The following is a 17,354-nucleotide window of genomic DNA, read 5'->3' as shown; positions in this document are numbered from 1 at the left end:
GGGTTCCTCTCAGACGGGCAGGCGCAGGGCGCCGGGGGCGTCCGCGGGGACGGCCGGGCGGCGAGGCGTGACGGGGGTGATGCGCCGGTAGGCGGCCCCGAGCTCGGGGCGTGGGTCGGGCTCACCCTTGTTGGGCCAGAACGCCATGGCGCGTTCGGCCTGGGCGGTGATGGTCAGCGACGGGTTCACGCCGAGGTTGGCGGTGATGGCGCTGCCGTCGGCGATGTGCAGCCCCGGATACCCGTACACACGCTGGTAGGGGTCGATGACACCGGTGTCGCGGGAATCGCCGATGGTGCAGCCGCCGATGTAGTGGGCGGTGGCGGGGATGTTGAAGATGTCGGTGGCGATATTGCCCGTGATGGCGTCGGATTTGCCGGCGTAACGGCGGGCGATGTCGTGGGCGAGCGGAATCCACTCCGGATTGGGTTCTCCCGCACCCTGTTTGGTGACCAGCCGTCGCCCCTTCAGGTACGAGGTGAGCGAATTGTCCAGGGACTGCATCACCAGCAGGATCACCGATCGCTCCGACGCGCCGCGCGCGTTCTGCGAGCGCAGGAACTGCACCGGATGCAGCAGCATGGTCAGCAGCAGTCGCAGGAACCGGAATGCCCCACCGTCGACCATCGGCACCGTCTGCACGAACAGCGCGTTTTGCCCCTTGCCGTAGGTGCAGACCTCCACGTGGGTCTGTGGTTCGGGGTGGATCGAGGACGTGATGGCCACGCCCTGGGCGAAGTCGCGGCGGGTCTTGCTGGTGACGCCGATGATCGCCTCGGAATTGCTGCGCGTCAATTCGCCGACGCGCGAAGACAATCCGGGCAGGGCGCCGTTGCGGCGCAGGGTGTGCAGCAGCTTCTGGGTGCCGAGCGCGGCGGCCGCGAACACCACCTGTTCGGCGGTGAAGGTGCGGCGGTCCTTGCGCAGCAGGCCGTTGGAGCGCACGGTCTCCACCCGGTATCCGCCGGCGCCGTCGGGGGTCACCGAGGTGACCGTCGTCAGCGGATGCACCTGCGCGCCCTGGCTTTCGGCCAGGTGCAGGTAGTTCAGGGTGGTGGTGTTCTTGGCGTTGTGTTTGCAGCCGGTGAAGCATTCCGAGCAGTGGATGCAGCCCGCGCGGCGCGGTCCGGCGCCGCCGAAGTAGGGGTCCTCCACCTCGACCCCTTCGGCGCCTTCGTTGAAGAACACGCCCACGTGGGTGCGGTGGAAGGTGTCGGCCACACCGAGATCGGTGGCGACTTGCAGCAGCACGTCGTCCTTGGGGCCCAGCTTCGGGTTCTCGACCACGCCGAGCATCCGTTTGGCCTGGTCGTAGTAGGGGGCGAGTTCGGATTTCCAGTCGGTGATGTGTGACCAGGCGCGGTCGCGGTAGAACTCGGGCAGCGGCTCGTAGAGGGTGTTGCCGTAGATGAGCGAACCACCGCCCACACCGGAACCGCTGAACACCAGGCACTTGCCGAGCGCGCTGATGCGCTGCGGCCCGGTCAGCCCGAGCCGCGGTGCCCAGATCGCTTTGGGCACATTCCAGTTCGTCTTCGGGTAGTCCTCGGCGTTCCAGCGGCGCCCGGATTCGAGCACACCCACGCGGTAGCCCTTCTCGGTCAGGCGCAGGGCGGTCACGCTGCCGCCGAATCCGGAGCCGACGACGATCACGTCGTAGTCGTAGCTGGTCATGGAACCATCACCTCGTAGTCGGCGGGATCGAACCGCGCCTGTTTGCGGTATTGGACTCCCAGCAGGGGCCAGTTGGTGGTGATGCGGCCGTCGGCCTGGCGGTACCAGGACGAACACCGGCTCCACACACTGTCTGCCAGGAGCTCCTGGATGCGAGCGTCGTAGGCCTTCTCCACCTCGGGACGCACGGCGAGGGGGCGACCGGTCGCCGCGAGATGGGCGACGTAGCGGCCAAGGTATCTGGCCTGTGCCTCGAGGAAGTAGATGATCGAGCCGCCACCGGTGTTGGTGTTGGGCCCGTACATGATGAACAGATTCGGGAACCGCGGCACGGTGACGCCGTAGTAGGCGCGCGCTCCCGCCTGCCATTCCTGGCCGAGCGTGCGGCCGCCCGCTCCGGTGATCGTCATGGGTGCCAGGAACTCGGTGGTCTTGAAACCGGTCCCCCAGATGACGACGTCCACCGCGTGCTCACGTCCGTCGACGGTGCGTACACCGGTGGGCGTGATCTCGCTGATCGTCTCGGTGCACAGTTCCACGTTCGGCGCGGTGAGCGCGGGAAGGTAGTTGTCGGAGAACAGGATTCGTTTGCAGCCGACGTCGTAGTCGGGCCATACCTTCTCGAACAGTCCCGGCACCGCCTTGGTCTGGCGGCGCATGTGCCACTTCGACCAGGCTCGGACGGCGCGGGCCAGGGGCCGGGCGTAGACCCAGGCCAGGCTGAGGCCTTCGACGACGCCGTACCAGGTGCCGCGTTCGGCCAGCTCGGTGGCGGGCACCGTCTCGAACATCCGGTGGTGCAGGCGGCCGAATTCACGGTCCGGTCGCGGGATGATGTAGGGCGCGGTGCGCTGGAAGACAGTCAGATTGCCCACCCGCGGCTGGATCTCGGGGACGAATTGGATCGCACTGGCTCCGGTACCGATCACCGCGACGCGTTTGCCGGTGAGGTCCACGTCGTGGTTCCACTGGGCGGAGTGGAAACTGCTGCCTCCGAAGGTTTCGCGTCCCGGGATGTCGGGCAGGGCCGGGCGCGAGAGCTGCCCGACGGCGGAGACCACGACGTCGACGACCACGGTCTCGCCGTCGGCGAGTGACACTGTCCACTTGCCGGTCGCGTCGTCGTAGGCGGCGCCGAGCACTTCGGTGCCCAGGCGCAGGTGGCGGCGCACATCGTAGGTGTCCACGATCCCGCGGATGTAGTCGAGGATCGCGGGTTGCCGCGAGAACCGGTGCGGCCAGCGCGGATTGGGCGCGAAGGAGAACGAGTAGAACGGCGACGGTACATCACAGGCGGCACCGGGATAGGTGTTGTCGCGCCAGACCCCACCCACCTCGTCGGCCTTCTCGAAGACGACGATGTCGTCGAAGCCCCGCTTCTTCAGTTCGATGACGGCGGCCAGGCCGCCGAAACCGCTGCCGATGACCGCGATGGACGGTGTCATGCGTTCCTCTCGAGGATCAGACGCGCGCAGTCGCGCGGCGCGTCACTGAACGGCAGGTGCCCGCAGCCGGGCAGGTCGATGTGCCGGGCGAACGGCAGCACGGTGCGGGCGCGGGCGCTCTGGGTGCGGTGCACGAGGACGACGTCGCGGCTACCCCAGGCGATCGTCACCGGGATGTCGGTGAGCGCGCCGAGGTCCTGGTCCGGTGTCAGCACGTAGTTGTCGAAGTCGTCGCGGGCGGCGCTGAACGCGCTCGCCCCGGCGATTCCGGCCAGGTCGAGGCGCGCGGCGGCCGGGGTGACCAGGGCCGGGCGGCCGAACATGGCCGAGAGCAGCAGCACCCGTCCCGCCCGGTGGTCCATCGATCGAGCCAGGACCGGGCCCGCTGCCCGCGCGACGCCGCGCATGCCGGTGAGCAGCGTCTTGGTCCATCGCAGTCCGGCTCGGTCGTAGAAGCCGATCGGGGAGAACGCGGTGACCGCCGAGGCGATACCGGTGCGACCCAGTTCCAGCGCGATCCCGCCGCCCATCGAACTGCCCACCAGGTGGGGGCGCTCGATCTCGTTGTCGGACAACCACCGCGTGAGCCAGGTCGCGTACCCGCGTGGTCCGGGTTCCACGCCGGGAACGAGCGGGGACTCGCCGAAGCCGGGCAGGTCGAGCGCGATCACCTCGTGTTCGACGGCCAGCGCGTCGATGATCGGGGCGAATACCTGCCATCGGCTGCCGAGACCGTGGACGAGCACGATCGGTGCGCCGGTTCCGCGGCGGTGGTGGGAGATCTGCGTCATCGCAGCCCTTCGTGCAGGAAACAGTTACTGCGTACGGTTTCTTGATTTCACCAGCCCGGGACTTCCCCGTCAATAGCGAGTTACGGCCGGGTGTGTCGGAGACCGCGCTCACAGTATCGCGCAACTATTCGGCAGGGCGTACGATTTCTTTCGTGACCGAGCAACGCCCCCGCCGCACCCAGGCGCAGCGCCGCGCCTCGACCCGGGCCCGCATTCTGGCCTGCACCGCCGAGTGCCTGCTCGAAAGCGGCTACGCGGCAACGACGGTGAGCGCCGTGCAGGAACGCGCCGGATTGGCGCGCGGCACCGTGCAGCACCACTTCCCCACCCGCGCCGAGCTGCTCGTCGCCGCCACCACCCAGGTGGTCGACCAGCGGCTCGAGCAGTTCCGCCGCGAGGCCGAACTGCTCCCGCCGGGCCGCGACCGGCTGCAGTCGGTGGTCGACCTGGCCTGGCGCGACCTGAACAGCCCGGCCTTCTTCACCGCCCTTGACCTGTGGGTGGCCGCGCGCACCGACGCCGAACTGCGCGACCGGCTCGTGCACGAGGAACAGCGGGTGTTCACCGAGATGCGCAGGCTCTACCTGGAGGTCCTCGGCGAGCCCTATGCCGCCGACCCGCGCGCGGAGCTGCTGGTGGAGTTCACCATCGACCTGCTCACCGGCCTGTCGATGACGGCCATGCTCACCGGCACCCTCGGCGAACGCGAGGCCGTGGTCCGTCGCTGGAAACGCGCACTGGCGGTGCTGGTCGGTCAGCTGCCCAGCGACGAACTGCTCGACGGCAGCCCGTTGCCGCTCACCGCGTCAGCGGGCTGAGCCCTTGGTGTCGCGGTTGACGACACCCACCGACGACAGCCCGTGCCAGCACAGCGTCACGGTCATCTCGACGGCCTCGTGCTTGGGGATCGGGCGGCCCGCGTCGAGCCAGTGCCGTGCGGTGGAGTGGCTGGCGCCCACGAGGCTGAACGCGCAGGCGAAGGCGCGCACGTCGTCCATGCCCGCGGCGCGCAGCTCGGCGCTGACCAGGACCGCGCAGGTGTTCATGGCATCACGCACCCGCCACTGCACGCACGGTTCGCTCGGCACCGGAGATTCGAAGACCAGCGTGTGCCCGCCCGCGTCCTCGTCGACGAAATCGAAGTAGGCGCCGACCGCGCGACGCACCTTCTGTTCGCCCTTGGTGCCCGCCAGCGCGTTGCGCACACCCTCGACCATGCGGTCGAGGTAGCGCTGCAGGACCGCCAGGTAGAGGTCGAGTTTGCTCGCGTAATGGGTGTAGAGGACCGGTTTGCTCATGCCCGCGCGGCTACCGATGTCCTCCATGCTCGTGCCGTGGTAACCGTAGGCGACGAACACGTCACGGGCGGCGTCGAGCACCACCTGGCGCCGTTGGGCACGGGCGGTGTCCACACTCGCTGCGGGTTCGGTCGCGAGGTCTTCGCTGTGGAGAATCGTCATGCGTTGTCCTCGGTCTCGCGGGTCGGGCCGTTCACCATGTCAGCACCGGCTTGATGACCTTACCGGTGCGCTGATCGTGCAGAGCGGCGGCGATGTCGGAAGCGGGATAGCGGCTGACGAGTCGATCGACCGGGAAGCGGCCCTGCGCGTGCAGGTCCAGCAGGTGGGGAATGAAGGTGGCGGCGACGCTGTCGCCTTCGAGGCAGCCGCGAATCGTCTTGCCCCGCAAGACGATGTCGCCGACATCGATGGGCGGGGCACCGCGGCCGAGACCGACGGCGACCACGGTGGCGCCGATGCCGAGGGCGGCGACCGCGTCGCCGAGCACGGCCGGTATTCCCGTGGTGTCCACCGCGTGGGTCGCGCCGCCGCCGGTGAGCTCACGCACCCGTGCCGCCGTCGCTTCCCCGGCCGGGTCGACGGCGGCACGGGCACCGAGCTCGAGGGCGAGTTCCCTGCGCGAGGAGGATGTTTCGACGACGACCACCTCGACGTCGGGCACCGTGCGTGCGGCGAGCAGGGCGGCCATGCCGACCGCGCCCGCGCCGTAGACGACGAGGCGGGCGCCGGGTTCGGGACGAAGCACGTTGAGGACCGCGCCCGCTCCGGTCTGGAATCCGCATCCGAACGGTGCGGCCAGGGCCGGGTCGATCGCCGGGTCGACGACCACGGTGTTGTCCTCGCTGCTCAGCGCGTAGCCGGCCAGACTGGACTGCCCGAAGAATCCGGACAGCACCGGGGCCCCGTCGACCAGTACCCGAGGGGTGTCGTCGGCGCGGCGGCCGAAGTTGTTCAGCGTGGTCGCGTGCAGGCAGTAGGCGGGTCGGCCCGCGCCGCAGTTGGCGCAGTCGCCGCAGTGGCGGAAGGTGAGCACGACGTGGTCTCCCGGCCGGACGGCGCGCACTCCCGGCCCGACGGCCTCGACCACCCCGGCGCCTTCGTGCCCGAGCAGGATCGGCCGGTCGACCGCACCGGCGCGGCGGGTGGCCAGGTCGGTGTGGCAGATGCCGGTGGCGGCCATCCGGACCAGGATCTCCCCGGCGCGCGGCTCGTCGATCTCGACCGTCTCGACGGAGAAGTCCGCCGCCGGATCGCGCGACAGCACGGCCGTGGTGCGCATCAGCTGTCCCGTTCCAGCAGGAAGTAGAAGTACTGCCCGCCCGCGAGGACCAGTTCGGGGCGGCCGTTCATGATGCCCATCAGGGTGTTGTCGTCGAGCCATTTGAAGTGGTCGAACACCGGGCGCCCGTCGTAGACCATCGTCGCGGTGACCTCACCGCGGAACTCGATATTCCACAGCGTCGCCTCGCCCTGCCCCATCTCGACATTGGAGAACAGGGTGCCGTCCTCGGCGCGGCAGATCAGCGGTTTGGCGTCGTCGAGGGCCAGGAAGGTCTTGCCGTACCAGCGGCTGGCGGGCAGAGCTTTGCACAGCCGGTGACCGGTCTGGAAGGCGTCGCCGCGCCACTGCCCGAGGATGTCCTCGGCCCGCGCCGGGCGTAGCCGCGTCCAGATCTCGTCGAGTTCGGCGGTGGACACACCTTCGTTCTGTGCCCGGAGTTGTTGCCAGCGTGGCTGTTCGGCCATGGGTGTCCTCGTCTCGCCGTTACCCGAACCAGGTGGTTCGGGATTGACCATAGTTCCGAACCAGATGGTTCGGCAAGGGGTAACATCCAGCGCATGCGAGCGGCAGGTGAGGCAACCAGGGAGCGAATTCTCGCCGCGGCCAAGGCGGAATTCGCCGAGTTCGGCATCGCGGGCGCGCGGATCAACCGGATCGCCGAGGCCGCGCATGCCAGCAAGGACCGCCTCTACGCCTATTTCCCCGGCAAGAAGGATCTCTACGCCGCCGTCACCGAACGCTGGGCCAGCGAAGCCTCGGCCCGCACGGCCATGCGCGCCGAGGATCTGCCCGGGTACGTCGGACGTCTCTTCGATCATTTCCTCGCCAATCCCGACGATGCCCGCTTGCAGGCCTGGGCCGATCTGGAACCGGCCGAGGAGGAGGTGGCGCGCGCGTTGCGCGAGATGGTGGCGAGCAAGCTGGCCGAGTTGCGGCGCGGGCAGCGCGAGGGGCTGGTGACCCCCGACATCCCGGCGGCGTTGCTGCTGCGCATGCTCACCGACCTGGCCCGCACCACCGCCGTCCATGCCGCACAGGCCGGTGGTGAGCATGTGGCGACCCAGCGCGCGGCGACCGTGCTCGCGGCCGCGCGCATGGTCGCCCCCTAGCCGCCGGGGACTGTTTCGACCTGCAGCAATTGCCGGGCGATCAGGTCGGTGAGATGAGCTCGGGTGGTGTCGAATTCCCCGCGCAACCAGGCCGCGACGAGCTCGAGCGTGCCGCTGACCACCGTGTACGCGGCCATGTCGGTGTCCAGCGGCGTCGACATCGGTGACGGGCGCAGCTCGCGGCTGACCGCGGCCATGGCGCGGGCGATGGCGTGCTGGGTGGCGAGCCGGGCCCGCTGGAGGGCTTCGGTGCTGTGGGCGTTGAGCAGCAGCGCGTGGCGGCGTGGGTCGTCGAGCAGGAAGCCGAGCGCGGCATCGGCGGCGGCATGGACCTGGCTGCGGATGTCGGGTTCGGCCGCGTGGGTCGCCGCGACGACGGCGGCGATGCCCTCGGCGGTGAGCTCTTCGACGAGGCTGGTGAGCACAGCGTCGCGATCGGCGAACTGTTCGTAGAAGTAGCGATCGTTGAGCTTGGCCCGAGCACAGACCGCACGTTTGGTGACGGCGGCGGCGCCGTCGGCGGCGAGCAGGTCGAGGGCGGCGTCGAGCAGGGCCGCGCGCCGGCGGGCGCGGCGTTCGTCGGCCGCCACTCCCCTGTAGGCGCGGGGGGACGTCGCGGTGCCCTCGGTCTTGACCATGGCCCCATTGTGGTGCACGCTGACACCACACGAGTTTCTGGTGTCGCATGGCACCAGAATTGCGGAGGGGCGCCGACCGGACCCATGCGGTCGCGGCGCCGGAACAAAGGAGTTCACCGATGACCTGTCCCGTGTCTCATCAGCCAGCCTCTACCGACGATGGTGTGCCGCACGATGTTTCGGCTGCCGTCGAAAGATTCGAGCGGGTCGGCGGTTCGGTGCTGTTCGGGCTGTTCGCCGTCGGGCTGTTCGACCAGCCGATGCTGCCGCCGGTGTCGGCGGCGCTCGAGGCGACGGGGCGGTCCAGGTATGAGCCGTGGGCGCGCGCGGTGCGCACCGCCGCCGCCGACCAGCTCATCTACCACGGCACCGAGGCCGACGCGGCCGCCGAGGCCGAGCGCCTGATGTTGCTGCACCGTGCGGTCAAGGGCGTCGGCCCCGACGGGCAACGCTATTCGGCGCTCGAGCCGCAGGCCTGGAACTGGATTCTGTACTCGGCGTTCTTCGTTCAGCGCGGCGCCTATATCGCGTTGACCGGCACCGAGCCGACGGCCGCGCAGAACCAGGCCGTCTGGGATCACTACCGGCGCAAGACAATCGGACTGCACCTGCGCGGCCGCAATGCCCCGATCGAGGACTACCGCGAACTGGTCGCCCACTACGAACGGATGGCCGCCGAGGAACTGCGGGTGACCCCGGCCCTCGAGGCGGCCACCGCGTCGGTGCGCCGGGCGCCGCGCCCGGATTTCCTGCCCGCGATCACCGGTCCGCTGTGGCGGGTGGGTTCGCCGGTGCTGAGCCATGTGGTGATGCTGCTCGGGTGCGGCATCATGCACCCGCAGGTGCGGGCCCGCATGCCGATCACCTGGACAGCCCGCCACGACACCGAGTTCCGGGTACTCACCGCGCTGCTGCGGACCGCGTTCGACCGGCTGCCCGCCACCGTCACCGATTCACCGATGGCTCGCAACCGCCGCCGCTACGAACGGCTGGCCGGCAAGTACCGCCGGGTCGGGCTCACCTCGTTCGCCCCCGACCCGGCGTTGCGGCCCGTCGGCTACGCCGAGACCGAGTCGGTGTCGAGCAGTCCGAGCTGAGCCAGGTCGCGCACGTACTTGGCGATCAGGTCGCGGCCCAGCTGGGGAATGTCCGGGGCGCCACCGATATCGGCGGCCCGCACGGCGGCGCGGAAGCCGTCGGCGGGCAGTGCCGAGCCGGGCAGCGGGCGGGCCGGATGCCGGTAGGCGTGCAGCAACGGCAGCAGGGTGTGTTTGCGTCGCGGTTCGGGCAGGGCGCTCAGGGCGGTGCTGAAGCGGTCGAACCATTCGTCGTAGTCGTCGATGCGGTCGATGTGGTGACCGGCCTCGATCAGCCAGTCGACGAAGTCGTCGAGGCAGATGCCGTCGTCGTGGGGGTTCACGACATCGTAGGTGCGGTATCCGGTGGTCGGGGCCAGTGCGGTGATCGCGGCGGCGACGAAGTCGGCGGGCAGCCCGTCGTAGTGCGCACGACGGCGCCTGCCCTCGGAGTCGGTGCGGTAGAACGACTTCGGCGCCAGGCCGGTGACGAGCACACTGAGCAGCAACCGGGTGAAGACGTCGGGCACGTTGAGCTGACCACGGTAGCGGCGGTGGGCCAGGATCATGTCCGACCGGAACACCGCGACAGCCAGCCCGAACCGGTCGGCGGCGTCGCGCAGCAGTACCTCACCGGCCCATTTGCTGTTGCCGTAACCGTTGGCGTAGCCGGTGTCGAGGCGGCGCACGGGGCTCATGGTCCGCACGTCACCGTCTTCGGTGAAGTCGGTGATTTGGGCGGCGACGGCCACCGTCGACAGGTAGCTCACCGGCTTGCGGGTGGTGGTCGCGGCCAACCGGATGATCTCGGCGGTGCCGACCACGTTGGGCCCGAACAACTGGTGGTAGGGCAGCATGTGGTTGACCAACGCCGCCGAGTGCACGATCAGATCCACGTCGCGGGCCAGCCGCGGCCATACCTGCTGGGGCAGGCCGAGTTCCGGTGCGCCGACGTCGCCGGGCAGTACCTCGAGGGCGCGGTGGGCGAGGGCCCGGAAGTGTTCGGTCAGGGTGGGGTCGCTGTCGTAGGCCGCGTCGAGGCGGGCGCGGGCCGAATCGGCGTCGGCGCCGCGCACCACACAGATCACGGTGCCGCCGAGTGGGGCGAGGCGTTCGAGCAGTTCCAGCAGCAGGAATCGGCCGAGGTAGCCGTTGGCGCCGGTGAGCAGCACGGTCCGCGCGGGCGTCGCGGCCCTCGGCAGGTCGGGGGCGGCGGTGATGGTGGCGCTGTCGAGGAATTTGTCCAGGGTGAGGTCCGCTGCCCGGATCTCGGTGGCGCCGCGACCGTGGATCGCCTCGGCGTCGAGTGTCGCGGGGCCCGCGGTGATGTATCCGGTGAGGGCGGCCAGCGTGCTGTCGGGGCCGAGCAGGACGTTGACGGGGACGTCGACGTCGAGGAGTTCGCGCAGCAGTGTCGAATACGACAGCGCCGCGAGCGAATCACCGCCCAGGTCGGAGAATCGGGTATCGGCGCGCAGGGCGGCGGGATCGCAGCCGAGTATCGCGCCCGCGGCCCGGGCGACGACCTCGGACACGGCGAGGCCGGGGGCATCGGCACGTAGCAGGCGCAGTTCGTCGTCCTGGCGTTCGGCCAGCTCGTCGTAGAGCTGTTCCAGGCGCTGCCCGTAGCGCTCTTTCAGCTTGGGGCGCAACAGCTTTCCCACTCCCGAGAGCAGGCCGTTGTCGACGGTGAACGGTTCCGGTTCGACGAGGAACGCGCGCGGGATCTCGTACGGTTCCAGTTGTGCCCGCACCGCGGCCCGATGCAGCGCGTCGCTGATCGCGGCATGGGCCTGTTCGGCGGGCAGCGGGCGGGCCGGGACGACGACGGCGAGCAGGAACGCGCGATCACTGCTGCCGTAGACATAGATCTGATGGATCGGCTCCTCGCCGGCGAACACCGCTTCCAAGCGCGAGACCGTCACGAACTCACCCTGCGACAGCTTGATGACGTTGTTGCGCCGGTCGACATAGGTCAGCCGGTCGGGTGCGAGTTCGGCGACGATGTCGCCGGTGCGGCAGAAACCGTCGGCGTCGAACACCTCGGCGGTGACCTCGGGGCGCCGGTAGTAACCGGCGATCATGGTGGTGGTCTTGAGCAGCAGTTCGCCACGCGGGTACGGCTTGTCGGTGCCGAAGTAGCCGAGTTCGGGGACGTCGACGAGCTTGTAGTCCAGCACCGGCGGGCGCATGACCCGGGTGTCGAAGATGACGCCACCACCGGTCTCGGTCGACCCGTAGCCGTCGTGCAGACGCAGCTCGAGCACCGATTCGACGAACGCGCGCAGTTCCGGTGCGATGGGGGCGCTGCCACACGACACCGTCAGCAGGCGACCACCCAGGAGTTGTTCGCGCAGTGACGTTTTCACCTGGTCGTCGGTGAGTTCGGGGTGGTGTTCGCGGGTGCGGCGGTAGTGCTGCTGGATCATCTCGCACACGCGCGGGACGAGGAAGATCTCGGTGGGCCGCACCAGGGCGATGTCGTCGAAGAGTGTCGACGTGTCCGGTGCGGCGGTGAAGTAGGCGGTGCCGCCCCGGGCGAGGGCGGCGTTGAGGGTGAGCCTGGCCGCGATGTGGCTCATCGGCAGGAAGTTCAGGTTGATGACCGCGTACGGACGCACCGGCTGCCACCCCGCGGCGACGAGGCGGCGGGTGTACATCGCGCCCTTGGGTGTTCCGGTGCTGCCGGAGGTGTAGATCAGCAGGGCCAGCGCGTCGTCGTCGGGTTCCACGCGGGGGGCGGGTTCGGCGGTCAGTCCTTGTTCGACAGTGTCGGCGAGAGTGCGTATTCCGGGGAAGTCGTGGCGCGCTGCGTCGAGTAGTTCGCGATGCCGGTGGTCGTCGGCGAAGTAGTCGAACACCACGAGTGTCGTGGCACCCGGGGAGATCACCTCGACAGCTGTGCCGAGATAAGCGATGTCGACCGCGAGGATCTTCGGTGTGGTCTCGCCGAGAATCGAACGCAGCTGGGTCGAACTCGCGCCCGACTGCAGTGGCACGGCCACCGCGCCGAGGTGGATCACGGCCAGGTCGAGCACCGTGTAGTCGACCCCGGTGAATCCGAGCATCGCCACGAAGTCCCCGGCGCGCACCCCGTCGGCGTACCAGGCCGCCGCCACCGCCCGCGCCCGGTCCCACAGTGTGCGGTAGGTGATCGTCTCGAAGTCGGGGACGATCCGCCGCACCGCTCCCCCGGCGTCGGGCACGAGTTCGGTGCGCCGGAACCCGAGCGCGGGCCGGTCGGCGTACCCGGTCATCGCCGCCTCGACGATCTCACCGAGCGGCAATCCGGGTGTGGTGACGGTGGCGTGCACCTCGTCCGCGGGGCGCGCGGCCCTGACCTGGGGGTCCTCGGTGAGCAGTGCGGTGAGGCGCCGCGCGCCGGTGTCCTGGTCGAGGCTCATCCGGCGTTCTCCGTCCTGGTCTGCCCGTCGGTCGGACCGGCGATGCGTACGCCTTGCCACGCACGGCGGATGGCCGGGTCGGGATCGATGAGGACGCGGGTCGGGTGGTCGAAGATCTGGGTGGCGCGATGGTCGGCGGTGTAGGCGGGCCAGGCGGGCAGGGGGCTGCCGGTGCGGGCGAAGCTGAGCCAGTTGTCCTGCATGGCGCGCTGGACGGCGAGGAACGCCCGGTACCCGCCCGCCGCGGTCATCATGCGCCCGACCGGGGTGTTCACCCAGCCGAAGACGGGGATCAGGTCGAGGGCGTGGGTGGCACCGAAACCGGCCAATCGCAATGCGCGCGGGGCGAAGTCGAAACGGTAGGCGTAGGTGGGCGCGTGCGGGCTGTGTCCTTCGAGGACCTCGAGGGTGGGGCGCAGGAACATGAAGTCGCCGCCGATGCGGACGGCGGTCGCCGGGCTCGGGTAGCCGGGGTAGCAGGCGGCGACACGTTCGAGGGCACCGGCTTCGCAGCGGGCGAAGGTCGTGGTGAGCTGGTCCTCGGTGTGCGGTACCGCTTTCACGAAACGCTGGAACAGGGTCGCCTCGTCGCGGTTGGTGCCGACGATCAGCGGCACCCGGTGCGCGCGACCCGCGACGATCGCGTCCAGCGGCGCCTCGGGCAGGAACTCGCCGTCGGCCACGGGGGCGTAGGCGAAGCTGCCGGGTTCCTCGCGCATGGCCCGGCCGAGGGCGCGGTCGGTGGCCCGGCACAGCGCGCTCGCCGAGGTGGTGGTGAGGGCGGCGACGGCGTCGGCCGGGTCGGCACCCAGTCGCTCGAGGCAGCGGCGGGCGAAACGGTGCGCGTCCTCGCGGGTCATCGTCCAGTCGGCGGGGGCGCTCTGGGCGATCGCGCGGTGGAACAGGCCGCGCGCGGCAGGGGTGGCCATCAAGCTCACCACGGCGTGTGCGCCCGCCGATTCGCCGAAGATCGTCACATTGCCGGGGTCACCACCGAAGGCGGCGATATTGCGCTGCACCCACTCCAGCGCGGCCACCTGGTCGCGGAGTCCGAGGTTCGCGTCGAAAGGGCGCTCCGGCGTGGAGAATCCGCTGAAGTCGACATAGCCGAGACCGCCGAGCCGGTAGTTCACCGACACCACGATCACGTCGCCACGGACCGCGAGGCGGGCGCCGGAGTACATGCTCGAGGTGCCGATGACATATCCGCCGCCGTGGATGAAGACCATCACCGGACGCGGTGTTTCCGACGATGCCGCCGGGGCGGTGACATTCAAGGTGAGGCAGTCCTCGCCCACCGGTTGCCAGGTGCGCGGGCCGATTCGGGCACCGCTGGGGTGCTGGGTCGCCGCGAAACGGAAGCGGTCGGCCGCGCGCACGCCGGTCCAGGGACGCACCGGCTGGGGTGCGCGCAGGCGCAGGTCGCCGACAGGAGGGGCCGCGTACGGTAGGGCGCGCCAGCGCACGACACTGCGGCCCGCTCGACCGCGCACGACTCCGTCGGCGGTCACGATCTCGATGGGCATCATCCCTTCACAGTACGTGGTACCGCCGGTACCGCGTGGGTGGTTCGGCACGACGGGTTACCGGATTCCCACGACCTAGGATGGGATGATGGCCGCCGAACCGAGCGACCCGGAGCAGGCGCCGCTCGCGGCGGGCAATGCGGGCACCCTCGCCGAACTCGATGCGCTGGTGTCCTCGTGCCGGGCTTGTCCCCGTCTGGTCGCCTGGCGCGAGCAGGTGGCGCGGGAGAAACGGGCCGCGTTCCGCGACGAGGACTACTGGGGCAGGCCGGTGCCCGGTTTCGGCCCCGCCGATGCCCGGATCCTGGTGGTCGGGCTGGCACCGGCCGCGCACGGCGGCAACCGGACCGGGCGCATGTTCACCGGCGACGAGAGCGGCAATGTCCTGTTCGCGGCCCTGCACGCGGTCGGCCTGTCGACCGGTTCGCACCCGGTCCGCGCCGACGACGGCATCGAACTGATCGACCTGCGCGTCACCGCTCCCGTGCACTGCGCACCGCCACAGAACAAACCCACCCGCGACGAAACCCTGCGCTGCGCACCGTATCTGAGCCGGGAGATGGAACTGCTCTCCACCACCTTGAAGGTGATCGTCGTCCTCGGCGCCTTCGGCTGGCAGGCGCTGTTCACCGTCCTCGCCGAAGGCGGCTGGACCATCCCCCGCCCCCGCCCCCGTTTCGGCCACGGCGCCCAGGTGGTCCTCACCCATCCGGACGGGCGAACGGTGACAGTGCTCGGCTGCTACCACGTCAGCCAGCGCAACACCTTCACCGGAATGCTGACCCCCGCCATGGTGCGCGAGGTGCTGCGGCAGGCCAAGGCGATCGCGGACTCCTGAGCGGGTCAGCCGGCGCCGAGCACCTGTTCGAGGTGTTCGCCGATGCGATCCAGTGCCCGCGTGCTGCGCTCGGCCCGGCACATGGCCACGCTTCCCTCCACGGCGGCGACGACCAGAGTCGCGGTGCGGTCGGCGTCGGCCCGCTCGGCCCCCTGTGCCTGTAGGGCGCCGCTCAGCAGGTCGGTCCACCGGGCGAACGCGGCGGCCGCAGCGGTGCGTGGCGCACTGTCGTCGTCGGGCAGATCTTCGACCGCCACCGCCAGGACCGGACATCCGGCCCGGAAGTCCGTGTCGACCAAGATTTTTCGCCAGAGACCGAGAAAAGCGCGCACTCCTTCGGCCGGCCCGTCGGCGAGTTCGCGCGCGAGCAGGGCCGCGGTGCGGTCGCCGGCGTAGGTGACCGCCTCGGTGACCAGCTGGTTCTTCCCCCCGGGAAAGTAGTGGTAGGTGGAGCCGAGGGGCGCCTGGGTGTGCTTGGCCAGTTCGCGCACGCTGGTGGCGTGCAGGCCACGGCGACGGATCATATCGGCGGCACCGGCCACCAGCTTCTGTCGCGATTCGGGGGAATCAGCCACCTCGACCTCCTTTCTATAGCAGTCGTCATAGAGTAGCCTTCTCGACTTATAACGACTGTTATAGACACGGTCGGCCGACGAACCAGGAGTTGCACCATGCCGATGATTCACCTGACCGCCCCCGCGGGCGCCCTGACCGGACAAGCCCGCGCCGGCCTCATGACCTCACTGCCCACGGCCCTGCTGACGTGGGAAGGAGCACCCGACACCGCGTTCTTCCGCGCCCAGGCGTGGTGCCGTTTCGAGGAGGTCGCCGAGGGCGCTTTCGCCGCCCTCGGCGACGATCGACCGAGATTCCGCGTCGACGTGACCGTCCCCGAGGGTGGCCTGTCGGACCGCCGCAAGGCCGGACTCGTCACCGAGGTCACCGACCAGATCCTCGCCGCGGCCGGGCTCACCGAGGCCGACGCGCTGCGCGTATGGGTAATCGTCCACGAGCAGGCCGAGGGCACCTGGGGCGCGGGCGGGCACATCGTGAAGTTCCAGGAGCTCGCCGCCCTGGCGAAGGGGCAGCGCGACCAGGCCTGAACTGGTCACGCCACGAAATCCGGTCGGGGTGGTTCGGGTGGGGAAGGCCGGGTATGCGCGCGGTGTGAACAGCATTCGAGAGATCGCGGAAAGGCGCGGGCCCTTCGCTGTCGTGTATATGGATGCCTCACACGACACCGAGGACGCCGCGCATCAACTGGAGCTGCGACGACGGTCCATCAGCGGTCGCCTGCGGGAAGCGGGAGCGAGCGCGGAGATGATCGCGCTGTTCGACCGGGCCGTCGCCGAGGGTCCGCCCGGGCGTGGGCGGGCCGGACGGGTGTTGATCATCGACGATCACACCGTCCATGCCGACGAGCTGCTGCCCGAACCACCGGCTCGGGAGGTGGTGCGGGTCTCGCCGCTGCCCTATCTGCTGCCGTTGCTGCGCCACCACGAGGAACTGATCCCGCATGTGGTCGCCGTGGTCGACAAGGTCGGCTGCGACCTGACCGTCGTGGACGAGAACGGGTCGGTCACCGAACGCAGCGTCGACCAGGACCCGTATCCGGTGCACAAAACCGGCGGCGGGGCATGGGCGCACCGTTCCATGCAGCAACGCGTCGAGGAAACGACCCGGCGGACCATCGACGACCTCGCCGAGCAGGTGCGTGCCGAGGCCGAGCAGGTGCATGCCGAGGTGATCGTGGTCGCCGGTGAGGTCAGCGCCCGCAACGCCCTGCACCACGCACTGCCCGAACACGGGCCGACGGTGGTCGAGGTCGAGGCGGGAGCGCGCGCCGCGGGCGGCGACCCGGGTGAGCTCGACGCCGCCGTCCACCGGGTGGTCGCCGAACAGGCCCGCCACGACATCGAGGAGGTCCTCGACACCGTCGCCGCCGAGATCGCCCGCCCCGAAGGCCTGGCGGTGTCCGGTCTCGACGCGACCGCCGAGGCGTTGCGGATGGCGCGCGTGGACCGGTTGCTCATCGACCCGGACCGGCTCGGTGACCGCACCGTGCTGGTCGGCGCCGACCGGGCACAGGTGAGCGTCGACCTGCACGCCCCGGCCGGCTGGACCGGCAGCACCGCCCCACGGCAGTCCTGCCGGGCCGACGAGGCACTGCCCGTCGCGGCGATCCTGACCGGTGCCGAGGTCATCGTCACCGGTGGTGTGCCGTCCGAGGACGGCGTCGCCGCCCTGGTCCGGCACCGCTGAAATCCACA

The 17,354-nt window shown here is 69.9% G+C and carries 16 protein-coding genes; 6 read left to right on the top strand and 10 right to left on the bottom strand.

The window, feature by feature from the left end; all coding sequences use genetic code 11:
* Positions 1–9: 9 nt before the first annotated feature.
* From NI2_RS12155 to NI2_RS12145, 3 genes are read right to left on the bottom strand one after another with little or no spacing between them, the layout of a single operon-like run.
* Positions 10–1,674 (bottom strand): GMC oxidoreductase, encoded by a 1,665-nt coding sequence (locus NI2_RS12155; RefSeq protein WP_067489782.1) that lies wholly within the window; start codon positions 1,672–1,674, stop codon positions 10–12.
* Positions 1,671–3,119, bottom strand: coding sequence for a flavin-containing monooxygenase (locus tag NI2_RS12150; RefSeq protein WP_067489779.1), 1,449 nt, complete (start codon positions 3,117–3,119; stop codon positions 1,671–1,673). The genes NI2_RS12155 and NI2_RS12150 overlap by 4 nt, the downstream gene beginning before the upstream one ends.
* A complete protein-coding gene (locus tag NI2_RS12145) occupies positions 3,116–3,910 on the bottom strand; it encodes an alpha/beta fold hydrolase (protein ID WP_067489776.1) in 795 nt (264 codons plus the stop codon). The genes NI2_RS12150 and NI2_RS12145 overlap by 4 nt, the downstream gene beginning before the upstream one ends.
* A 152-nt stretch (positions 3,911–4,062) precedes the next feature.
* Between NI2_RS12145 and NI2_RS12140 the strand changes: the two genes are divergently transcribed.
* A complete protein-coding gene (locus tag NI2_RS12140; RefSeq protein WP_067489773.1) occupies positions 4,063–4,728 on the top strand; it encodes a TetR/AcrR family transcriptional regulator in 666 nt (221 codons plus the stop codon).
* Here NI2_RS12140 and NI2_RS12135 read toward each other — a convergent pair.
* The 3 genes from NI2_RS12135 to NI2_RS12125 are packed head-to-tail and all read right to left on the bottom strand — an operon-like array spanning position 4,717 to position 6,957.
* A complete protein-coding gene (locus tag NI2_RS12135; protein ID WP_067489770.1) occupies positions 4,717–5,370 on the bottom strand; it encodes a TetR/AcrR family transcriptional regulator in 654 nt (217 codons plus the stop codon). The two genes, NI2_RS12140 and NI2_RS12135, sit on opposite strands and share 12 nt — an antisense overlap.
* 31 nt (positions 5,371–5,401) lie before the next feature.
* The gene (locus tag NI2_RS12130; RefSeq protein WP_067489767.1) at positions 5,402–6,490 is read right to left on the bottom strand and encodes an NAD(P)-dependent alcohol dehydrogenase; all 1,089 of its coding nucleotides are present in this window, start codon (positions 6,488–6,490) and stop codon (positions 5,402–5,404) included.
* Positions 6,490–6,957, bottom strand: coding sequence for a DUF4334 domain-containing protein (locus NI2_RS12125; protein ID WP_067489764.1), 468 nt, complete (start codon positions 6,955–6,957; stop codon positions 6,490–6,492). Before NI2_RS12125 ends, NI2_RS12130 begins: the two co-directional genes overlap by 1 nt.
* Before the next feature lie 93 nt (positions 6,958–7,050).
* Here NI2_RS12125 and NI2_RS12120 point away from each other — a divergent pair, with 93 nt between their 5' ends.
* Positions 7,051–7,602, top strand: a complete 552-nt coding sequence (locus NI2_RS12120; protein WP_067489761.1) for a TetR family transcriptional regulator — start codon at positions 7,051–7,053, stop codon at positions 7,600–7,602.
* On the opposite strand, the gene NI2_RS12115 is transcribed toward NI2_RS12120, so the two are convergent.
* The gene (locus NI2_RS12115) at positions 7,599–8,240 is read right to left on the bottom strand and encodes a TetR family transcriptional regulator (protein WP_067489758.1); all 642 of its coding nucleotides are present in this window, start codon (positions 8,238–8,240) and stop codon (positions 7,599–7,601) included. The genes NI2_RS12120 and NI2_RS12115 overlap by 4 nt on opposite strands.
* A gap of 164 nt (positions 8,241–8,404) precedes the next feature.
* Between NI2_RS12115 and NI2_RS12110 the strand changes: the two genes are divergently transcribed.
* A complete protein-coding gene (locus NI2_RS12110; RefSeq protein WP_243750006.1) occupies positions 8,405–9,337 on the top strand; it encodes an oxygenase MpaB family protein in 933 nt (310 codons plus the stop codon).
* Here the strand turns inward: NI2_RS12110 and car are convergent.
* Both car and NI2_RS12100 read right to left on the bottom strand, forming a co-directional pair.
* Positions 9,298–12,720, bottom strand: a complete 3,423-nt coding sequence (car, locus tag NI2_RS12105) for a carboxylic acid reductase (RefSeq protein ID WP_067489756.1) — start codon at positions 12,718–12,720, stop codon at positions 9,298–9,300. The two genes, NI2_RS12110 and car, sit on opposite strands and share 40 nt — an antisense overlap.
* Entirely contained in the window at positions 12,717–14,249 is a 1,533-nt protein-coding gene (locus tag NI2_RS12100) for a carboxylesterase/lipase family protein (protein WP_067489753.1), read from the bottom strand. The genes car and NI2_RS12100 overlap by 4 nt, the downstream gene beginning before the upstream one ends.
* Positions 14,250–14,334: 85 nt before the next feature.
* On the opposite strand from NI2_RS12100, the gene NI2_RS12095 reads away from it, so the two are divergent.
* Positions 14,335–15,084 (top strand): uracil-DNA glycosylase, encoded by a 750-nt coding sequence (locus NI2_RS12095; RefSeq protein WP_067490345.1) that lies wholly within the window; start codon positions 14,335–14,337, stop codon positions 15,082–15,084.
* A 5-nt stretch (positions 15,085–15,089) separates the two neighbouring features.
* On the opposite strand, the gene NI2_RS12090 is transcribed toward NI2_RS12095, so the two are convergent.
* Positions 15,090–15,659 (bottom strand): TetR/AcrR family transcriptional regulator, encoded by a 570-nt coding sequence (locus tag NI2_RS12090; RefSeq protein WP_084476369.1) that lies wholly within the window; start codon positions 15,657–15,659, stop codon positions 15,090–15,092.
* 96 nt (positions 15,660–15,755) lie between these two features.
* Between NI2_RS12090 and NI2_RS12085 the strand changes: the two genes are divergently transcribed.
* Both NI2_RS12085 and NI2_RS12080 read left to right on the top strand, forming a co-directional pair.
* Positions 15,756–16,187, top strand: a complete 432-nt coding sequence (locus NI2_RS12085) for a tautomerase family protein (protein WP_067489750.1) — start codon at positions 15,756–15,758, stop codon at positions 16,185–16,187.
* A 118-nt stretch (positions 16,188–16,305) separates the two neighbouring features.
* The gene (locus NI2_RS12080) at positions 16,306–17,346 is read left to right on the top strand and encodes an Rv2629 family ribosome hibernation factor (RefSeq protein ID WP_067489747.1); all 1,041 of its coding nucleotides are present in this window, start codon (positions 16,306–16,308) and stop codon (positions 17,344–17,346) included.
* The last annotated feature ends 8 nt before the right edge of the window (positions 17,347–17,354 follow it).

This window comes from Nocardia ignorata NBRC 108230 (genome assembly GCF_001612905.1).
Classification (GTDB): domain Bacteria; phylum Actinomycetota; class Actinomycetes; order Mycobacteriales; family Mycobacteriaceae; genus Nocardia; species Nocardia ignorata.
The sequence above is the reverse complement of the archived record's forward strand: the minus strand, read 5'-3'. Positions and strand labels throughout refer to the sequence as shown.